Raw genomic sequence first — 19286 nt, forward strand, 5'->3', positions numbered from 1 at the left:
CCACACTATCCATACCTGACGCTCACGTGTCGCTGGGACCTCGCGTGAGCCAAAGCACTTCCCTAGATCAATCTCCTGATTGCCGTTCCCAACGCCGACGCCACGAATGCGTGCGGGTACAATGCTTGGCTCGCTTCTTCAATACGGTTCCTCGGACATGATCGTCCTCAAGGGTGCCTCCGCCCTGTCACCGTTTCGCCTTACTCGACTTGAATCCCGCCTGCAAACCGCCGTGCCTGCGCTGCACATTGCCGGCACATGGCATCTCTACGTCATTCAGATGAAGTCCGGTCATACACCCGATATGCCGACCCTGCACCGGATCCTGCAAGCCGAAACAGTACCCGAACCACACGCCGAAAACGTGGTGTCACGCTACGTGATGCCGCGTCTCGGAACCCGGTCCCCATGGTCAAGCAAAGCCACTGAACTGCTGCATGGCGCCGGCCAACCCATCGCACGGATAGAACGCGGCACCCGTATCGACCTATTAGGCTGGTCAACCGAGGCCGCTACATGTGCCGCCATTGCCAAACACCTCTACGATCCAATGACCCAGTCGCTGCTGGCGTCAGAGGCCGAGATCAAGACGCTGTTTAACGTGCCCACACCACGGTCACTGGAACGCATTCCGTTAATCGACTTAGAACACGCCAATACACGCCTGGGACTGGCATTGACTGCCGACGAAATCGACTACCTGCGCGCACGTTATACCGAGCTGAACCGTATCCCATCCGACGTCGAATTGATGATGTTCGCGCAGGCTAACTCCGAGCACTGCCGACACAAAATATTCAACGCCACTTGGACCATCGACGACGCAGAGCAACAGCGCTCCTTGTTTGAGATGATCAAACACACTCACCAGCAAGCCCCGCAGTACACGCTCAGCGCATACTCCGACAACGCCGCCGTCATCCAAGGTCACACGACAGCACGTTACCGCCCAGACCCAATCACCGGAGAATATCGCCGTGAAGCGGTAGTCCCTAGCGCGTTCCAAATCAAGGTCGAAACTCACAACCACCCGACCGCGATTGCACCATTCCCTGGTGCATCCACAGGCGCAGGAGGCGAGATCCGCGATGAAGGTGCTACTGGTCGCGGCGGCAAACCTAAAGCCGGGTTGAGCGGTTTCTCGGTCTCGCACCTACGCATTCCAAGGCTGCCCCAGCCATGGGAAACGCCACGTGCCATGAACCCACGCATGGCCTCAGCACTGGACATCATGCTCGACGGCCCACTCGGCAGTGCCGCGTTCAACAACGAATTTGGGCGACCGAATCTACTTGGCTACTTCCGCAGCTTTGAGCTTTCCACACACAAGACACTCACCCGAGCCTATGACAAGCCAATCATGCTGGCCGGCGGCCTGGGCATGATCGACCGCATACACATCGAGAAACTCCGGCTCCAGCCTGGCGATGTGGTCATCGTGCTGGGCGGCCCGGCGATGCTCATCGGGCTGGGCGGCGGCGCGGCAAGCTCAGTCGCTGCTGGAACAAGCACAGAGGCGCTGGATTTCGCGAGCGTACAACGTGATAACCCAGAGATGCAGAGGCGCTGCCAAGAAGTCATCGACCACTGCACGGCACTAGGTACAAACAATCCGATCCGGTGGTTCCACGACGTGGGTGCCGGTGGTTTATCCAACGCAATCCCCGAGCTGCTGCACGACTCGGGGGTGGGCGGCGTCATCGACCTCGCCAAAATACCGAGTGACGACCCATCACTCTCCCCACTGGAACTGTGGTGCAACGAATCGCAAGAACGCTACGTCCTCGGCATATCGGCGGCACATCTGGAAGTATTCGCAGCGATCTGTACGCGCGAGCGCTGCCCGTTCGCCGCGGTTGGCGTGGCCACTGCAGAACAACAGCTGATTGTGGGATATGGGGCAACAACCGCCTCCCTTCCCCACGCGGCAAGAAAAGATATCCAAAAAACAGATAGCACTGAGACGGCAACAAGCGTCCCTGCATCCCACGCCCCGAGGCACATCGGACAAGAAGCGTTTGCAATCGATTTACCCATGGATGTGCTGTTCGGCAAGCCACCGAAGATGCACCGCAACACGGCGCACCCACCGCCGCCGCAGTGGCCAGTACTAGACACCACGCGACTGAACCTGCACCAAGCAGGGTTACGCGTGCTCGCACACCCCACCGTAGCCGCTAAGAACTTCCTGGTTACCATCGGTGACCGCAGCATTGGTGGCCTCACCGCACGCGAGCAAATGATCGGCCCATGGCAATTGCCACTGGCTGACTGCGCTATGACCCTTGCCGGCTTCGACACCGATGCCGGCGAGGCGCTCGCGATTGGCGAACGGACTCCACTGGCACTGCTGGATTCAGCCGCCGCCGCACGTATGGCTGTCGGCGAGGCCATCACTAACCTATGCGCCGCTCCAGTGCAGTCGCTAGACATGGTGAAGCTCTCAGCAAACTGGATGGCGGCCGCTGAGCATCCCGGCGAAGACGCGCTGCTATATGACGCCGTCAAAGCAGTAGGGATAGCACTTTGCCCAGCACTGGACATCAGCATTCCAGTGGGCAAGGACTCGCTATCGATGCAGACCCAATGGCAAGCCGATGGCACCACACACACCGCGGTCTCGCCCGTCTCACTGGTGATCTCCGCGTTTGCGCCCGTGGCTGACGTACGCCTGCAATTAACTCCCCTGCTACGTAATGAAACCAATAGCGAACTCTGGTTGATTGGTCTGGATAGCGGCAAGCAACGCCTCGGCGGCGCGGTGCTGGCACAGGTCCATGCTGGTATGGAAGGACTCCCCGCTTTCGGTGGCGAGCCTCCAGATCTGGACACACCAGAATCCCTGCGCGCGTTCTTCGCATTGATCAGAGATGCGCGTCACGCAAACCTGCTGCTGGCCTATCACGACCGCAGCGATGGCGGCGCCTTCGCCGCATTGTGCGAGATGGCATTCGTTTCACATGTGGGCTTGGACATCACGTGCGACACCCACAACAGCGATGTCTTCCGTAGCCTTTTCAACGAAGAACTGGGCGCCATTGTGCAAGTCGCCAACGATGACCACGCTGCCTTCGCCGATCTGGTTGAACAACATGGGTTGACGGCCTGCACGCAGCGCATCGCACACCCCACGACGACACCGTATATCCGTGTTGTGCACAGCGGTCAATGCCTCGCCCAATGGCCTTGGGAGACACTGTTCGAAGCTTGGTGGTCAGTGACTCATGCCATACAACGGCTACGCGATAACCCAGAGTGCGCTGATGAGGAGCGCGACGTGGCGCGAACGTTCACCGCACCCGGTCTGAAACCGAAGCTGAGCTTCGATCCAGCGGAAGACGTCGCTATGCCGTTTATCGCGACCGGCATCCGGCCCAAAGTGGCCATTCTTCGCGAACAAGGCATCAATGGTCACATCGAGATGGCGTTCAGCTTCGAGCGCGCCGGTTTTCAAAGTGTCGACATCCATATGAGCGACTTGATCACCGGCCGTGTACAGCTGAGTGAGTTCGTCGGTTTGGCCGCCTGTGGTGGCTTCAGCTATGGCGACGTGCTTGGTGCCGGGCGCGGCTGGGCCACCTCGATTCTGGAACGTGCCGTGTTACGGGACCAGTTCGCCGCATTCTTCACCCGCTCTGATCGTTTCGCGCTTGGTGTATGCAACGGCTGCCAGATGCTGAGCCAGCTCAAATCAATGATTCCTGGTGCCGAGCACTGGCCGCGTTTCGTACGCAATCGCAGCGAACAATTCGAAGCGCGTACTGCACTGCTGGAAGTGATCGAGTCTCCCTCGATTTTTTTGAGTGGCATGGCCGGCTCACGGCTCCCCGTAGCGGTGGCACACGGGGAGGGCTATGCCATGTTCGACAACACCGTGGATCAAGCCGCTGCACACGTGGTGCTGCGCTATATCGACGGACATGGGCAAGCAGCCAAGCAATATCCGCTCAACCCAAACGGCTCTCCGAACGGCATCACCGGACTGACGACCAACGACGGACGCATCACCATCTTAATGCCGCACCCGGAACGCACTCCACGCAACATCAACCTAAGCTGGTCACCGGTTGACTGGGGAGAAGAAGCACCTTGGCTACGCCTATTTCGCAATGCACGGGTCTGGGTGGGCTGAGTTCAGAAGCGAAGGTATCGCACCAGCACCAAGGTGATGACAAAGACACCCGTTTTGCAAGCTGCACGTGCTGAATAAAGGGGGGAAACTAAAAGAACAATCCACTTGCCTACAGCAATGCGACCGCTTCTTCCTGGGGCCGCACTCGCAGATGCTCACCACCTGTGCAGCAGTCATTTTCGCAATGCAGTGCTTGGACACGCACTCAGAAACGTCAAACGTCATATGTGCCAGCACACTCAGGCAACGAGATCTCAACATTCGAGCACGGGCGACATATCGCGCAAAACATATCTCGCCGACATCCAGCACAAACAATTCAAACAGATGCGCCCACTCTTGAAGCAAGCACCAAACACACCAAACCACGGATGATGAATTGTGCACGCAGTACTGCCACTGCTATGCACAGGCCACCAGTGACTTACTCAAATAACGCGCGGTGTATTGCCCCTTTACAAAAAGCATCACACCGCAAGCAGCAGCCATGAACCTGCTGAAATAAATATCTAAACCAGATTGACGCACTCAGTACGCTGCACACGGAACATTGATCGTGTGCAGTGGGTTATTGATCGTGAGCCCATAAAGCATGAAGGAACACAGACACAGCAGCCCTAAAAGACAATGAAGCGCGCAAGAAAGTATCTACGGCATCAAGCGATTAGATTGCAGTGCATCCCGACACGAAGGCTGCGATGGTGGATCATCCGGGAGTATTGCTGGAATTCAAACGTGGCATGCCTCCTCATATTGACGCTGGCCAAGATGCAACGAGTCTCAGGACGTCATACAACGCTTTTGCACACCAAGACTGCTCTCCCAGACGCATTCCAGACATCAAAAGACAACCACATCCGCAGCATATACACCCCACCAACCAGCACGATCAGACACAGCACTCAATGGCTGGAGTCTGTTTTAAACACCGTACGGCAATCGACGCGGATTTGTTCCCCACTGCGGCGCCAGTAATAGGTCACGCACTGACGTTGGTTATCTTGACTGCGTGTGACCGCCACCGCGTAGAACGCCTGCATAATCTCCTGGCGTGAGACCGTTCCATCACCATTCCAATCCATATCCTGGAGCTGCACACCCGCAGCGATAGCCAAACCAACGTATCGGCTGTACCCCAACCAGCATAGAAACACCAACATGACAGCCCACAGGATCTTCCGCCGACGGCTGAAGCGACTTTGCAAGATCATGCGATACGCCGGATCGAGGCACCCAGCGCTCCAAGTTTCCCCTCGATGTTTTCGTAACCACGGTCCAGGTGGTAAATACGATCGATGGTCGTGTCTCCCTCTGCGACCAAACCAGCCAGAATCAATGAGGCCGACGCGCGCAGGTCGGTCGCCATCACCGGTGCACCGCTCAATCGCTCGACACCCTGCACGATCGCGGTATGGCCCTCGATCTGAATTTTGGCACCGAGCCGCAACAGCTCATCGACGTGCATGAAACGGTTCTCAAAGATCGTTTCTTTGATCACACCCACACCCTCTGCGACACAATTAAGCGCCATAAACTGGGCCTGCATGTCAGTCGGAAACCCAGGGTAAGGCGCGGTTGTCAGGTTGACAGAACACGGACGCCGGCCTTGCATATCCAAATGGATACTGTCTGTGCCTGTCTCGATGCACGCTCCAGCCTCAGTCAGCTTGCCCAGCACCGCATCCAAAGTCTGCGGGCGCACCTGCTGCATGCTGATCCGACCACCCGTCATCGCTGTGGCCACCAAAAAAGTACCTGTCTCGATGCGGTCCGGTAACACGGTATAGTGCCCGCCTTTTAACCTTTCCACCCCTTCGACCACGATACGTGGAGTACCAGCACCTTCCACATGAGCACCAAGGGCGATCAGACATTCGGCCAAATCGACAACCTCCGGCTCCATCGCAGCGTTCTCAATCACGCTTGTCCCCTTCGCCACTGTTGCAGCCATCAGCAGATTCTCAGTACCGGTGACACTTACCACATCGAACACGAAACGACCGCCCTTTAGCCGCCCCTGACTGACAGAAGCCTTGATGTAGCCGTTCTCAACCGTGATCTCCGCACCGAGTGATTGCAATCCCCTGATATGCTGATCGACTGGGCGTGAACCAATCGCACACCCCCCAGGAAGCGCAACTTCAGCGGCGCCGTAGCACGCCAGTAATGGACCCAGCACCAATACAGAAGCACGCATGGTCTTCACCAAGTCATACGGCACCATGTGCTGGTGCACCCTGCGCGGATCGACTGTGATCGAACGCCCTTGCACCGCGATTTCTTCATTCATGGTGACACCCGCACCCAGTTCACCAAGCAAATTAATCATGGTGAGCACATCATGTAGATAGGGCACGTTGTGGATCTCCACCGATGCATCAGCAAGTAGCGTGGCACACAGGATAGGGAGCACCGCGTTCTTGGCCCCGGAAATCCGAACATCACCGCAGAGCGGGGTACCACCGGTCACAACAATTTTTGACATGAATTCATCAGAACCATAAGTGGATAGGTGAAGGAAGCACACCAGTCACGGATGCTCTCACTCCTCATCAGGAGTCAACGTCTTGAGCTGCAGCGCGTGGATCGCTCCTCCCATCAAATGACCGATAGACGCATACACCATACGGTGACGGGCCAACGCTCCTTTACCACGAAAAGCCTCGCAAATCACCGTAGCCTCGAAGTGAACGCCATCCTCACCATGCACATCAGCACGGGCCTGCGGCAAACCAGACTCAATCAGTTTACGAATAGTTTCAGCGTCCAAGAGACACGTCTCTAAATCTAATAAAATGGAGGTTCATTTTACTCCTGCACTGAACACATGTATGGACGTCTCCTCCCTCCAGCGCGATCACCTCAGCGACACAGCGCTGATCACCAGCGCCCGGCGCGTGATCGAGATTGAGCGTGATGCGCTGACGTTACTCAACGAACGGATCGGCGCACCCTTTGTAGCCGCATGCCGGCTGATTTTGGGTTCGCACGGCCGTGTGATCAGCACTGGCATGGGCAAATCCGGACACATTGCGCGCAAGATCGCCGCTACCTTAGCCTCAACGGGTACACCCGCATTCTTCGTGCATCCCGGTGAGGCTGGGCATGGTGACCTTGGCATGATCACTCACAACGACGTGATACTGGTGTTGTCCTACTCAGGCGAATCAGACGAAGTACGGATGCTGCTTCCAGTACTCAAACGCCAGGGCAATCCAATCATCGCGATGACCGGCCGCGTGCAATCGACACTGGCTCAGGTTGCCGATGTGCATCTGGATGTCAGCGTGACCACCGAAGCCTGCCCACTCGATCTGGCACCCACCTCCAGCACGACCACTTCGCTAGTGATCGGCGACGCACTCGCAGTCGCACTCCTGGATGCACGCGGCTTTACTGCTGAAGATTTCGCCCGCTCGCACCCGGCTGGTCACCTGGGCCGACGCTTGCTACTGCACATTACCGACGTGATGCATAGCGGCGATGACCTGCCAGCAGTGCATGAGGAGGCCACACTAAGCGAGGCATTACTCGAGATGAGTCGCAAGCGCCTGGGCATGACTGCGATCATTGACAACGAGGGCCGACTCCAGGGAGTGTTCACTGATGGCGACTTGCGCCGTGCACTGGACAGCGACATCGACGTGAGAAACGCACGCATCAACACCGTCATGACCCGCCATCCTAAAACGATCCACGCCGACCAGCTCGCTGCTGAAGCTGCACGATTGATGGAAGCCAATAAGATCAACGGTTTGATTGTGGTCGATGCGCAACAGCGTGCGGTCGGCGCGCTGAACATTCACGACCTACTGCACGCCAAAATCGTTTAATGCTCTAGAAAAAGTACCGATGCCCTATTCTCCGCTGCATACCCTACCCATCGCTCTGATTGAGCGTGCAAAACGCATCCGTTTAGCCTGCTTCGACGTGGACGGCACACTCACTGATGGGCGTCTGTACTACGACCAAGCCGGGCATGAAAGTAAGGCGTTCCATGTGCTCGACGGCCAGGGTTTAAAGCAATTGGAACAATGTGGCATCCGCGTCGCTCTGATCACCGCACTGAATAGCTTGGCCGCTAAAAAGCGTGCCGCAGATCTGGGACTCCACATCCAGATCGGCGTGCAAGACAAACGTTTAGCGGTGCAGACGCTAGCGATGGAATCAGGGATCGGCATGGATGCTGTGTTATTTATGGGCGATGATCTGGCCGATTTACCGGCCCTACTCGCCGTCGGTCTGCCGGTGGCCCCGGCTAACGCCCACCCGTGGATCACAGAGCGGGTCACTTGGCACACATGCGCCCGGGGTGGCGAGGGAGCCGCACGGGAAGTCTGCGATGTACTCCTGGCAGCACAAGACAAAGTCGACGCCCTACTGCGAAAATTCGTGCGATGAGTTGGCGCAGCATTCTCAACATCATGCTATTGATCGCTGCGATTGTCAGCGGCTGGTCAGCTTGGCATCAACGCAAACACATGCAAGCCACGCCACCACAGGACATCACAACTGACTACACACTCCACGATTTTAAAATGGTCGCTCTGGATAAACAGACTGGCAAAGAATCGCTAACCCTGCACGCGCCGCAAATGCAACACAATCACACCGACAGTACTGCCGAGGTGACCACCCCGCTCTTCATGATCCCCGACAAGTCCGGGCAACACTGGACGTTGCATGCACAAACAGGCTGGCTCAACAAAGATGGAACACTGCTACGGCTTCGCGAGGACGTCAAAGGCGACAGCCCAACTGACCCAGGACAGGTTCCAACCACGTTCCGTACCCAAAGCCTGGACGTCTACCCAAACCATCGCTTGGCAAAGACGGCCGATACAGTAACGATCACCCATCAGGGTATCATTCAGACCGGCGTTGGGTTCGAAGTAAATACACAGACCCAGCAGTACAAGCTCCTTTCTAAGGTCAACACCCGTTATGAACCGAGCGCCGCTCGTTAACTTGTTCCTGTTCCCACTGCTGTTTGCACCGTTCTCCGTAGCAACTAAAACCAGCGACCGCAACCAACCGATGACAATCGACTCTGCTGCACAAGAAGGCAGCATGCTCGGTGCTAATGGTAAGGCGCACTACTCAGGGAACGTCGTGATCCAACAAGGCACCCTTGAGGCCCATGCCGACACCGCTGATATATTTCTCAAAAACGGGGACATGGACCGTATCCTACTCATCGGCAAACAAGCCAGCCTCAAGCAAGAGATGGATGACGGCTCGACAGTACATGGCCAAGCCGACAATATCGATTACAAGATCAAAGAGGGCATTGTCATCCTCACCGGCAACTATAAAGTCGAGTCGCCTAAGGGCAATAACACTGGCCAGCGCATGATCTACAACACCCAAACAGGTGACATGCGAAGTGGTAACGACGGTACCCGCGTGCGCACCACGATCCAACCGAAGAACGTCACACAAGGCACCCTGCCTGCCGCCAAGCAGGAGAAAATATAATGCTTGTCGCCAGCGGCCTGCGTAAGCGCTATAAGCACCGTGAGGTCGTGCGTGAGTTCGGACTAACGCTCCAAGCTGGTGAAGTCGTAGGTCTGCTCGGTCCCAATGGCGCTGGTAAAACGACCTGCTTCTACATGATCGTCGGCCTGGTGAACGCCGATGCCGGCCGCATCGAATTGGACGGACGCGACATCACTGCTGAGCCGATGCACGCGCGTGCACGGCTGGGCGTCGGCTACCTCCCGCAAGAACCATCCGTGTTTCGTAAATTGACCGTCACCGACAACATCCGCCTCGTGCTGGAATTACGTCAGGACTTGAAAACCAACCAAGCGCGTCAGCAGGAATTAGACTCACTACTCAACGAACTCCAGATCTCCCATGTGGCCAACCAGCTCGGTGCCAGCCTGTCCGGCGGGGAGCGACGCCGCTGTGAGATCGCTCGTGCCCTCGCCGCACAACCGCGCATGATGCTGCTGGACGAACCGTTCGCAGGTGTGGATCCGATCTCAGTCGGTGAGATCCAACGCATCATTACCCATCTTAAGGAACGCGGTATTGGCGTGCTGATTACCGACCATAATGTCCGTGAAACCTTGGGGATCTGCAACCGCGCCTACATTCTCGCCGAGGGTGGCGTGCTCGCGCAGGGAACGCCAGACGCACTGTTGACTAATCCGGATGTACGCCGCGTGTACCTTGGAGAGACTTTTCACCTCTGATCGGCATGCAACGCTGATTATAGTTAGTATTACTAACGATATGACATTGAAAGCAACGCTGCGAACATCCATGGGACAACAGCTGGTCATGACACCCCAGCTACACCAAGCCATACGCCTGTTGCAAATGTCAAGCACCGAATTGGAACTGGAAATTACGGCTGCGATAGAGAGCAATCCACTGCTGGACTGGGCCGAGAACCAATCACCGGAGACCAAGCCAGACGCTGAAACTGAAACTGAAGACTGGCATGCCAAGGAATCAACCTGGAATATCAACGGCAGCAAAGACAACGGGAATGACGACGACAACCCTATTGAGCGTCTAGCCGCCGGGAATAGTCTGACTGATCACCTGATGTGGCAACTGCACCTATCCCCACTATCGGCACGTGATTATCAAATAGGTACCACCTTGATTGATGCGTTGGAAGAAGACGGTTACCTGCGTGAACCTCTTTCCACGGTCGCTTCGACCCTAGCCCCGTTATCTGTGGATGAAACCGAACTGCTACCAGTATTACGATATATTCAATCCTTCGACCCGACGGGCGTGGCTGCACGCTCCCTGGGCGAGTGTTTGGCGCTGCAGCTAAAATCATTGAAAAAGGAGGTACCCGGACACACACTTGCACTTCAAATTGTCGAGAGCCCACTGCTACAACAATTGCCGCGCAGCGGTGTAGCCGGGCTGGCACGCGAGTTAAAACTGCCTTCACAAGAAGTCGAACAAGCAGTGCAATTGATCCGTAGATTGGACCCCCGCCCAGGCAAGAAAATTGGTGACTTGGAAGTCGGCACCTACATTATTCCGGACTGCGTGATCTGGCGCCAACGTGGACTCTGGCACGCCGCTCTGTCAGAACGTGCACTACCACAAGTGGTCATCCACCACGGCTACGAGCAGCTCATCAACCGCTGTGATGGCGCCAATGCTGGCTACCTGCGCAGCCAACTGCAACAAGCCCGTTGGCTGCTCAAGAGTCTAGAGGCACGAGGTGCAACCTTGTTAAAAGTGGTCAACAGCTTGCTACGTCACCAAACAGGGTTTTTGGAATTCGGTGAACAAGCGTTACGTCCACTGACTATCCGCGAATTAGCCATCGAACTTGGCCTGCACGAGTCCACGGTATCCCGTGCGATTGCCGGCAAATATGTACGCACCCCACGCGGTACCTTACCACTACGCGCGTTCTTCGCTTCGGGAATCGGGACCCACAGCGGTGAAGAGACCTCCAACTGTGCCATTCAAGCAATGATCAGACGTCTGATTGAAACTGAAAACCCCCGTAAACCGCTGTCTGACGCCAAGCTGGCTGAACTGCTGAAGACCTCTGGTATTTCAGTGGCGCGGCGCACCATAGCGAAGTATCGTGATGCCATGAACATCTCCGCATCTCACGAACGCGTCCGGGTCCTCTGATCCGTCTATCATCGGCGTCGCAACGCCAGACAGGTGGATCAAGCAAGCGGGCGCTTCCTTAGGAGCGGAATGATTGATTGACCCAAGAACCAAGGGAGGTATCCGATGCACATCGAAACTTATGGGCAGCAGATCGAAGTCACTCCTGCGCTGCAGGGGTATCTGGAAACTAAGCTAAAGCGCCTCCAACGCCACTTCAACCACCACTGCGAAGTCCGCGCCCAACTGGGCATGCGCAAACTCGACCATCATGTTATCGCTACAATCAATATCCCAGGCCGTACTCTGAATGCCAACGCCAGCGCATCAACCATGTACGCAGCCATCGATCTGGTCGCCGACAAACTCGATCGATTGATACTCAAACACAAGGAAAAAAAATGCGACCACCATGCAAGGGAGGTACGCGATCATCCAGAATGATTGTCGCCTGCATTTTTCCATGCTCCTGATCGATCTGACGGTAACAGCGCTCCCCAAGGTATCCGCATGGCTGACCGTGAAAGCGTACTGACCGTAGCCTGCACGAGCTCAAATGATTCAGCAACGCAACATCACAGCCGCACATGCATCGCGCCATGCGCAAGTTGCCATAAGACCGTCAAACAAGCAGGTAATAGCGCTGCTGCGTTGGCCCCATCAATAGTAGACTTTACTATCCAACGCAGCGGCTGAAATGCTACGCCCCTGCTGCGCTATACCGATCCTGTAAAAACAAAAGCTGAATGAATACCAGCATCACCGCCCGCGAGCTATTCGACCTGCAACGCGACCGCCTTTCCCTACGCTGGATTGCGGGACAACAGGGTGAGCACCGCCAGATTGATGCCGGCGATACCCGCGCACGACGTCCCTCTCTAGCCGGTTACCTTAATACGATCTACCCTAACAAAGTGCAGATCCTCGGTACCGAAGAACTGACTTGGTTGGACTCTCTGGAAGCAAGCCAACGTAAAGAAACCATTGAAAAGATCATCCAATTCCAACCGCTGGCGCTGGTGATCAGCAAAAACCAATCCTGTCCGGAAGACATGCGCACCACCGCAGACAGCAGCCAGATCCCCTTATGGGCCTCTCCCAAGCGGGGCCACGAACTTCTCAACCACCTTTCCTACCACCTCGCACGCACACTAGCGCCACGCGCCACGCTACACGGGGTGTTCATGGAGATCTACTCAATTGGTGTGCTCATCACTGGAGAAGCCGGCTCAGGCAAGAGCGAGCTGGCGCTGGAGCTCCTCAGTCGTGGTCATCGTCTCGTTGCTGACGATGCTCCAGAATTCACCCAAATCGCTCCGGACGTGCTCGACGGTACCTGCCCTGAAGTGCTGCAAGACTTACTGGAGGTGCGCGGCCTGGGCGTATTGAACATACGCCACATGTTCGGCGATACCGCGATAAAGAAGAACAAATATCTACGCCTGATCGTGCACTTAACCAAGCCAATGACCGAACACACACCTTCCGGGTACGAACGCCTGACTGGGGATTCCGGCACACGCCACGTACTAGATTTAGATGTCCCATTAATTACTTTGCCAGTGATGCCTGGTCGCAATCTCGCAGTGTTGACGGAAGCAGCCACGCGCCTGCACATTCTACGTACCAAGGGCATCGACCCAGCAGCAATGTTTATCGCCCGCCACAGCAACTTGCTAGAACGGCGTCCCCCATGAAACCACCAGGACACAGCCTGATTATCATCAGCGGCCTATCTGGCTCTGGTAAATCCGTCGCTCTAAAAACCTTTGAGGATCTTGATTACTACTGCTCGGACAATCTACCGGTAGAACTGATACCACACTTCTTGCGCTGTCGCCTTCGCGTTGCCGAACTGAGCGATCAACGCATCGCGATAGGCATTGACATACGCAGCGGCAGTAATCTCTCCGAACTAGACCAATGGCGCCACACAACCAGGCAGCACAGCATCAAAGCACACCTGCTGTTCTTCGACGCCAGCGACGAAGCTTTGCTCAAACGATACGCCGATACTCGCCGCCGCCATCCGCTCAGCCATTTAGGTCTATCGCTACCAGAAGCAATTGCGCTGGAACGCAAGTTGACCGCACCACTGCGCGAGGCTGCCGACGCAGTCATCGACACCAGCACACTCAACGTGCACCAATTACGCCGGCACTTAGTCACTGAATTCGCACTAGCACACAGCGACAAACTGTCGCTGTTATTCGAATCATTCGCATACAAACGCGGGGTGCCAGCAGAAGCAGACTTCGTATTCGACGCACGCATACTACCGAATCCACATTGGGAACCAAATCTACGCCCGCTCACCGGGCGTGATAGCAGCGTACGCGACTACATGGAACAACAACAAGAAGTGACCCTCTACCTGACACAGGTCACTGAATTTCTTGACACTTGGCTGCCCCGACTGCATAACAACACGCGAAGCTACGTCACCGTAGCGTTCGGCTGCACCGGTGGCAAACACCGTTCGGTATACCTGGCCGAGCAAATGGCCAGACACGCACGCGAAAAGGGGTGGCCCGAAGTAACCATTTTTCACCGCGAGCTGGAGTAACCTTAAATTCTCCCACACGAAACGCATCTTTAAAGACGAGTAAAGATGCAAAGAGATGCTTTCCAGGCATCAAGAGCCTTCTAGATTCATCTCTGTATCCGCAAGGCACCGTTCGCATGCATGACCACATCCACTCCTACACGATATTGTTCTACCGCATCGTCTAATAGTGCAACATCAATAATATGCACTCGCCACACACACTGGAAGACACACTCATGACCTAACGAGCTTCATCACCCAGCTCACTCGGAGTGCCCACACAACATTGCTCGCCAAGATGGCTCAGCTATTACCCAAAGTCCGCGAAGTACTGGAACATCTATGCTGTGCATCCTGAAGCAGTGGCCGCTCCAAGAGTCAGGTGGCGAATGCGTTCAATCTGTGCTTCATGGAGAAAATGTGCGCATCGTCCGATGCTCAAACAACATTCCAGTACAACACTCTATTAAGGAAAATCCCTCAAAGTATTTCAGCACCCCTGAAAATAATACACATGAAACTGACTGTTTCGCCCACCAGTCCATCTCACATAACCCCTGCGACGAAATCAAGAAAATGGCCTAACACATCCTCCAGAAATGCCCCTTCTCCTGGACAGCTTTCCCCCACCATCCCCGACAGGATCAAACCTCCCATTCGATATTTCTGAGCAGCACTAACGAGCACATGCGATTATGCATATTGAAGCAACAGGTACCGTGTTGCTAAACATCAAGCATCAAGATAGTGAAAACAACGAAACACCAGCACCCTAAGAAGTTTTGCGGTCGTTCATCATCACGGCCACATAGCGTGGAAAGTTCGTTCCATACGCAGCGGCACTCGACTCAAAACACTATGACAACAGCACCAAACACTTTCCAACCTAAGCATGTGCAATCCCTGCCTGTACCATATACACCCGAAACAACCCCGCACACACATCGGCGCATACGCCACCAACGCCTATGGTCAAGCAACACCGCCCTGTTAACGTTCCCCTATGGCCTGTGGCATTCTTTTAATCACTCATCCCGGCATCGGCCACGCCTTGTTACGTGTGGCTACCGCATTATTACAACAGTTACCTCTCAAAACCGAAGCGTTCGAAGTGCCGCTAGATGCTGACCTGGATACGTTGCTGCCACAAGCATCGGCAGCGATGCATCGAGTCAACGACGGCGAGGGTGTGTTAGTGATGACCGACCTGTATGGCGCCAGTCCGAGCAACCTCGCACACCGCCTAGCACAGCTAGACACACCCGTGCGTCGGATCTCAGCACTGAGCCTGCCGATGCTGCTACGCGTGATGAACCACCCAGAACAGAGCCTACAAGACCTGCCCGCCACAGCAGCAGCCGCAACCCGGAACGGAGCAATCATTGACGATGCTTGAACACGAACTAATCGTACCCAACAAACTAGGGCTCCACGCCCGAGCCACAGCCAAACTGGTACAAACAATGTCGCACTTTCAGAGCAACGCGACATTGTCGACGAAAGGACGCGAGGTCAACGCCAAAAGCATCATGGGGGTCATGCTGCTCGCCGCCAGCCAAGGCACTGTGATACGGGTAAGGATCGACGGTGAAGATGAACATGCAGCAATGCAAGCGCTGATAGAACTGTTCGAAAACCGCTTCAACGAGGACAGATAAACATGCTCGGCTCAGTCCATCACACACACTGGATACACAGGTGAATCTGCGTATCCAGGGCCACGGCGCCGCACGAGGCACTGCACTGGGACGCGCCTGGGTGCGTCAGATGAACGTGATGGAGATCAAGGAAAAGTACATCACTGACACTGATGCCGAATTACAGAGCCTCTACCAAGCCATGAACGCAGCACGTCAGGAAATACACCTGCTGCGCGAACATCTGCATGGCACTTTGTCGCACGAGGTCAGCGAGTTTCTCGACCTGCACACACTGTTGATCGACGACCCGGAGCTACTACGGAGCCTGCACGAACTGATCTGTACGCACAGCTACAGTGCCGAATACGCCTTGAAGGTGCAGCGCGACCGCCTGAACACAGCATTCGAGGCCATGGAAGACCACTACCTGAAGAGCCGCATGGACGACCTGAATCACGTGATCGGACGCATCCTCGCCTTCCTGCAAAAACACTCCCCCGAACCCAAAAGTGTGGCAGGCGAGATTCTGATCTGCAGCAACGTCGCCGCATCCGAATTAGTCCAACTACAAGCGCAAGGCATTATTGGCATCGTCATCGCGGCTGGCAATACACTCTCGCACAGCGCCATCCTGGCGCATAGCTTGTACCTGCCACTGATCGTTGGTGCTGGAGACACGTTGCTACAGAAGATCACGAACGGCGACATGTTGATCATAGACGGCAGCAGTGGTGAAGTCATCGTCAATCCATCGCCGCACGACCTGCGCAACTACCGTAGCCGGCTGCGCGAACGCGCCAAAGAACAACGCGAGCTGGAACAACTACGCTCCAAACTCAGCCGCACCCGCGACAACGTCGACATTTTGGTGCAGGCTAACGCCGAATCACTGGACGACATCTCCCAAGCGTACGTGCTGGGTGCGGCTGGTGTGGGCCTATACCGCACCGAATTCCTGTTCCTGCAACGCAGCAAGTTGCCGGATGAAGAAGAGCAGTTCCAAACATACCGCGACACAGTGCTACGTATGAACGGACGTCCCGTCACGATCCGCACATTGGATTTGGGCGCAGATAAAACCGACTGTATCGGCCTGACCATCAGTAACGAAGACAACCCAGCAATGGGCTTGCGTGGGATACGCCTGTCGCTAGCACGTCCAGCAGTCGCCAAAACACAACTACGAGCAATACTGCGCGCTTCCAACTACGGGCCGGTACGTATCCTGATACCGATGGTGAGCTGCCGGGAAGAGATCATCCTCCTGCGACAGCAAATCAAAGCCCTCAGCATAGAATTGCGAGCCGAAGGCCACGACATTGCAGAACAGATCCCACTAGGCGCGATGATCGAGGTACCGGCCGCAGCCATCGCACTGAACAGCTTTATCAAGGAAGTCGACTTCCTATCGATCGGTACCAACGATTTGGTCCAATACCTGCTGGCTGCCGACCGCAACAATGCAGCCATCAGAGAAATGTACTCGCCACTACACCCGGGCGTGTTGGCAGTGCTCGCTCAGATCATCGTCACCGCACGTACACATGCCACCCCGGTAACCATATGTGGTGAAATCGCTGGTGATCCATATTACGTGCCAATGCTGCTAGCACTCGGTCTCACAGAATTCAGTCTTCATCCGGCCACATTGCTTGAAGTACGCCGCACGATCCGCGCCAGCGACCTGGGCGTACTGAAAACAAACGCAACTAAACTACTCCGCGCCCACAACCGGAAGACCATCGAAAAGTGGCTGACGGCCTATGCCAACACGACGCCGGAATAATGTCAGTACTGATGCTGGTTTCGTCATCATATTGACAGAGCATAATCAAGACTGATTGAGTCCCGCCCTATCCTGTAGGAACACTCTCTCTCCTCTGCCGGGAACCGCGCATGGCCGAAACCGTCCACCACGACAAGACCGCACGCCAGCTGCGCCTGCTGTCCAACGCCCTGGACAGCGGTCGTTTCGGCCCAATACGTCGCTTAATTAATACTCTCAGTCCAGCAGAGATCGGTAACCTGCTCGAATCGCTGCCCCCAGGAAAACGTGAGGTCGTATGGGGCATGGTTGATCAGGAGGACGATGGCGAAGTCCTCCTGCACGTCGGTGACGAGGTACGTGAGAGCTTACTCGCGGCAATGGACACAGACGAAATCATCGCCGCAGTCGAGGACCTGGACATCGACGACTTGGCAGACCTGGTCGATGACCTGCCCAACACGGTCATCGACCAGGTACTCAAGTCAATGGACCGTGAAAACCGCACACGGCTCGAGCAAGCACTCTCCTATCCTGAGGACAGTGCCGGGCGCCTGATGAACCCCGACACAGTCACAGTACGTGCCGACGTCAATGTCGATATGGTGCTACGTTATCTACGCCTGCGTGGCGAGCTCCCCGACCACACCGACCACCTATACGTGGTCAGCCGCCACCACCAGTACCTCGGCCGCGTTTCACTGGCAACGCTGGTAACCCATGAGCCCGACACACCGATTAACCGCTTAATCGACAACGAACAACCAGCCATCAGCATCGAAGAACAGGCTCAAGAGGTTGCACGTCAATTTTCTTATCACGACTGGCTCTCTGCCCCAGTCGTCAACGAAAACAACATCCTTCTCGGCCGCATCACGATCGACGACGTCGTTGACATCATCCGCGAACAAGCCGAACACCAAGCAATGAGCGCAGCGGGGCTCAGCGATGACCAGGACATGTTCAGCCCGGCACGACGTGCATTCCGGCGCCGCTTACTGTGGTTGGGTATCAACCTATGCACTGCATTCATCGCCGCCAATGTTGTCAGCGAATTTGAATACACCATCGAAAAACTGGTAGCACTGGCCGCGCTCATGCCGATCGTTGCCGGCATGGGAGGCAATGCTGGCACCCAAGTCCTGGCACTGATGATACGTGGCCTGGCACTGGGCCAGATCAGCACTTCTAACGTGTTACCGCTACTCAAGAAGGAAATGACTGTTGCCTTGATCAACGGCATCTGCCTGGGCGTGAGTTTGGGCATGATCGTGTTGCTTTGGCTCAAACAGCCACTGTTATCGCTAGTGATCGGCTCGGCATTGACGATCAACTTATGTACCGCCGCATTAGGCGGCGTCATCATCCCCATGACACTCAAGCGCTTGGGCTTCGACCCGGCACTAGCGGGAGGCGTCATTCTGACCACCCTGACCGATGTGATCGGCTTCCTAAGCTTTCTCGGTTTGGCGACGCTCATCCTGCTTCACTGAACACCAGTACAGCATGACATCAACAACCTCAAAAGAAGACCGCGTCCCCAAACAGAGATAGCAATACGCCACCCTTACGCATCAGTCATGCTAACCGCCTCCACAC

17 protein-coding genes are annotated in these 19286 nt (G+C 55.7%); 14 read left to right on the forward strand and 3 right to left on the reverse strand.

Features of this window, described 5'->3' with window-relative positions; all coding sequences use genetic code 11:
• Nucleotides 1-157 precede the first annotated feature (157 nt).
• Nucleotides 158-4132: a phosphoribosylformylglycinamidine synthase gene (gene purL / locus PLS229_RS08355; protein ID WP_038272267.1), complete on the forward strand. Its 3975-nt coding sequence runs from the start codon at nt 158-160 to the stop codon at nt 4130-4132.
• Between the two features lie 902 nt (nt 4133-5034).
• Here the strand turns inward: purL and PLS229_RS08360 are convergent.
• The 3 genes from PLS229_RS08360 to PLS229_RS08370 are packed head-to-tail and all read right to left on the reverse strand — an operon-like array spanning nt 5035 to nt 6902.
• Nucleotides 5035-5343: a hypothetical protein gene (locus tag PLS229_RS08360; protein WP_038272244.1), complete on the reverse strand. Its 309-nt coding sequence runs from the start codon at nt 5341-5343 to the stop codon at nt 5035-5037.
• Nucleotides 5340-6617 carry a UDP-N-acetylglucosamine 1-carboxyvinyltransferase gene (gene murA, locus PLS229_RS08365; protein WP_038272246.1) on the reverse strand — a complete coding sequence of 426 codons (1278 nt, stop codon included), beginning with the start codon at nt 6615-6617 and terminating at the stop codon, nt 5340-5342. Before murA ends, PLS229_RS08360 begins: the two co-directional genes overlap by 4 nt.
• 57 nt (nt 6618-6674) lie before the next feature.
• The gene (locus PLS229_RS08370; protein ID WP_038272249.1) at nt 6675-6902 is read right to left on the reverse strand and encodes a BolA family protein; all 228 of its coding nucleotides are present in this window, start codon (nt 6900-6902) and stop codon (nt 6675-6677) included.
• A 61-nt stretch (nt 6903-6963) separates the two neighbouring features.
• On the opposite strand from PLS229_RS08370, the gene PLS229_RS08375 reads away from it, so the two are divergent.
• The 13 genes from PLS229_RS08375 to mgtE all read left to right on the forward strand — a co-directional run bounded on the left by PLS229_RS08375 (nt 6964) and on the right by mgtE (nt 19180).
• Nucleotides 6964-7965, forward strand: coding sequence for a KpsF/GutQ family sugar-phosphate isomerase (locus tag PLS229_RS08375; RefSeq protein WP_038272251.1), 1002 nt, complete (start codon nt 6964-6966; stop codon nt 7963-7965).
• Between the two features lie 19 nt (nt 7966-7984).
• Complete coding sequence (locus tag PLS229_RS08380) at nt 7985-8533, forward strand: KdsC family phosphatase (protein ID WP_038272254.1); 549 nt, start codon at nt 7985-7987, stop codon at nt 8531-8533.
• Entirely contained in the window at nt 8530-9099 is a 570-nt protein-coding gene (gene lptC / locus PLS229_RS08385) for an LPS export ABC transporter periplasmic protein LptC (protein WP_114867169.1), read from the forward strand. Before PLS229_RS08380 ends, lptC begins: the two co-directional genes overlap by 4 nt.
• Nucleotides 9077-9610, forward strand: coding sequence for a lipopolysaccharide transport periplasmic protein LptA (gene lptA / locus PLS229_RS08390; RefSeq protein ID WP_038271458.1), 534 nt, complete (start codon nt 9077-9079; stop codon nt 9608-9610). Before lptC ends, lptA begins: the two co-directional genes overlap by 23 nt.
• On the forward strand, nt 9610-10332 hold the full coding sequence (gene lptB / locus PLS229_RS08395; RefSeq protein WP_038271459.1) for an LPS export ABC transporter ATP-binding protein: 723 nt from the start codon (nt 9610-9612) through the stop codon (nt 10330-10332). The genes lptA and lptB overlap by 1 nt, the downstream gene beginning before the upstream one ends.
• 46 nt (nt 10333-10378) lie before the next feature.
• Nucleotides 10379-11755, forward strand: coding sequence for an RNA polymerase factor sigma-54 (locus tag PLS229_RS08400; protein ID WP_038271528.1), 1377 nt, complete (start codon nt 10379-10381; stop codon nt 11753-11755).
• A 105-nt stretch (nt 11756-11860) separates the two neighbouring features.
• Nucleotides 11861-12178 (forward strand): ribosome hibernation-promoting factor, HPF/YfiA family, encoded by a 318-nt coding sequence (gene hpf / locus PLS229_RS08405; protein ID WP_038271460.1) that lies wholly within the window; start codon nt 11861-11863, stop codon nt 12176-12178.
• 302 nt (nt 12179-12480) lie between these two features.
• The gene (gene hprK / locus PLS229_RS08410; protein WP_114867170.1) at nt 12481-13431 is read left to right on the forward strand and encodes an HPr(Ser) kinase/phosphatase; all 951 of its coding nucleotides are present in this window, start codon (nt 12481-12483) and stop codon (nt 13429-13431) included.
• Entirely contained in the window at nt 13428-14300 is an 873-nt protein-coding gene (gene rapZ / locus PLS229_RS08415; protein WP_038271462.1) for an RNase adapter RapZ, read from the forward strand. Before hprK ends, rapZ begins: the two co-directional genes overlap by 4 nt.
• 985 nt (nt 14301-15285) lie before the next feature.
• A complete protein-coding gene (locus PLS229_RS08420) occupies nt 15286-15678 on the forward strand; it encodes a PTS sugar transporter subunit IIA (protein WP_038271463.1) in 393 nt (130 codons plus the stop codon).
• Entirely contained in the window at nt 15671-15940 is a 270-nt protein-coding gene (locus PLS229_RS08425; RefSeq protein ID WP_038271464.1) for an HPr family phosphocarrier protein, read from the forward strand. The genes PLS229_RS08420 and PLS229_RS08425 overlap by 8 nt, the downstream gene beginning before the upstream one ends.
• A 40-nt stretch (nt 15941-15980) precedes the next feature.
• The gene (gene ptsP / locus PLS229_RS08430) at nt 15981-17708 is read left to right on the forward strand and encodes a phosphoenolpyruvate--protein phosphotransferase (protein WP_038271465.1); all 1728 of its coding nucleotides are present in this window, start codon (nt 15981-15983) and stop codon (nt 17706-17708) included.
• 110 nt (nt 17709-17818) lie between these two features.
• The gene (mgtE, locus tag PLS229_RS08435; RefSeq protein WP_038271466.1) at nt 17819-19180 is read left to right on the forward strand and encodes a magnesium transporter; all 1362 of its coding nucleotides are present in this window, start codon (nt 17819-17821) and stop codon (nt 19178-19180) included.
• Nucleotides 19181-19286: the final 106 nt, after the last annotated feature.

The organism is Xylella taiwanensis, assembly GCF_013177435.1.
In the GTDB taxonomy this organism is placed as follows: Bacteria; Pseudomonadota; Gammaproteobacteria; order Xanthomonadales; family Xanthomonadaceae; genus Xylella; species Xylella taiwanensis.

What these genes read in the sequence shown, in the direction of transcription:
- lptB (WP_038271459.1), top strand. Translation starts at nt 9,610, where the DNA reads ATGCTTGTCGCCAGCGGCCTGCGTAAGCGCTATAAGCACCGTGAGGTC.
- purL (WP_038272267.1), top strand. Translation starts at nt 158, where the DNA reads ATGATCGTCCTCAAGGGTGCCTCCGCCCTGTCACCGTTTCGCCTTACT.
- murA (WP_038272246.1), bottom strand. Translation starts at nt 6,617, where the DNA reads ATGTCAAAAATTGTTGTGACCGGTGGTACCCCGCTCTGCGGTGATGTT.
- PLS229_RS08375 (WP_038272251.1), top strand. Translation starts at nt 6,964, where the DNA reads ATGGACGTCTCCTCCCTCCAGCGCGATCACCTCAGCGACACAGCGCTG.
- rapZ (WP_038271462.1), top strand. Translation starts at nt 13,428, where the DNA reads ATGAAACCACCAGGACACAGCCTGATTATCATCAGCGGCCTATCTGGC.
- PLS229_RS08360 (WP_038272244.1), bottom strand. Translation starts at nt 5,343, where the DNA reads ATGATCTTGCAAAGTCGCTTCAGCCGTCGGCGGAAGATCCTGTGGGCT.
- lptC (WP_114867169.1), top strand. Translation starts at nt 8,530, where the DNA reads ATGAGTTGGCGCAGCATTCTCAACATCATGCTATTGATCGCTGCGATT.
- hpf (WP_038271460.1), top strand. Translation starts at nt 11,861, where the DNA reads ATGCACATCGAAACTTATGGGCAGCAGATCGAAGTCACTCCTGCGCTG.
- PLS229_RS08380 (WP_038272254.1), top strand. Translation starts at nt 7,985, where the DNA reads ATGCCCTATTCTCCGCTGCATACCCTACCCATCGCTCTGATTGAGCGT.
- PLS229_RS08425 (WP_038271464.1), top strand. Translation starts at nt 15,671, where the DNA reads ATGCTTGAACACGAACTAATCGTACCCAACAAACTAGGGCTCCACGCC.
- PLS229_RS08420 (WP_038271463.1), top strand. Translation starts at nt 15,286, where the DNA reads ATGGCCTGTGGCATTCTTTTAATCACTCATCCCGGCATCGGCCACGCC.
- lptA (WP_038271458.1), top strand. Translation starts at nt 9,077, where the DNA reads ATGAACCGAGCGCCGCTCGTTAACTTGTTCCTGTTCCCACTGCTGTTT.
- mgtE (WP_038271466.1), top strand. Translation starts at nt 17,819, where the DNA reads ATGGCCGAAACCGTCCACCACGACAAGACCGCACGCCAGCTGCGCCTG.
- hprK (WP_114867170.1), top strand. Translation starts at nt 12,481, where the DNA reads ATGAATACCAGCATCACCGCCCGCGAGCTATTCGACCTGCAACGCGAC.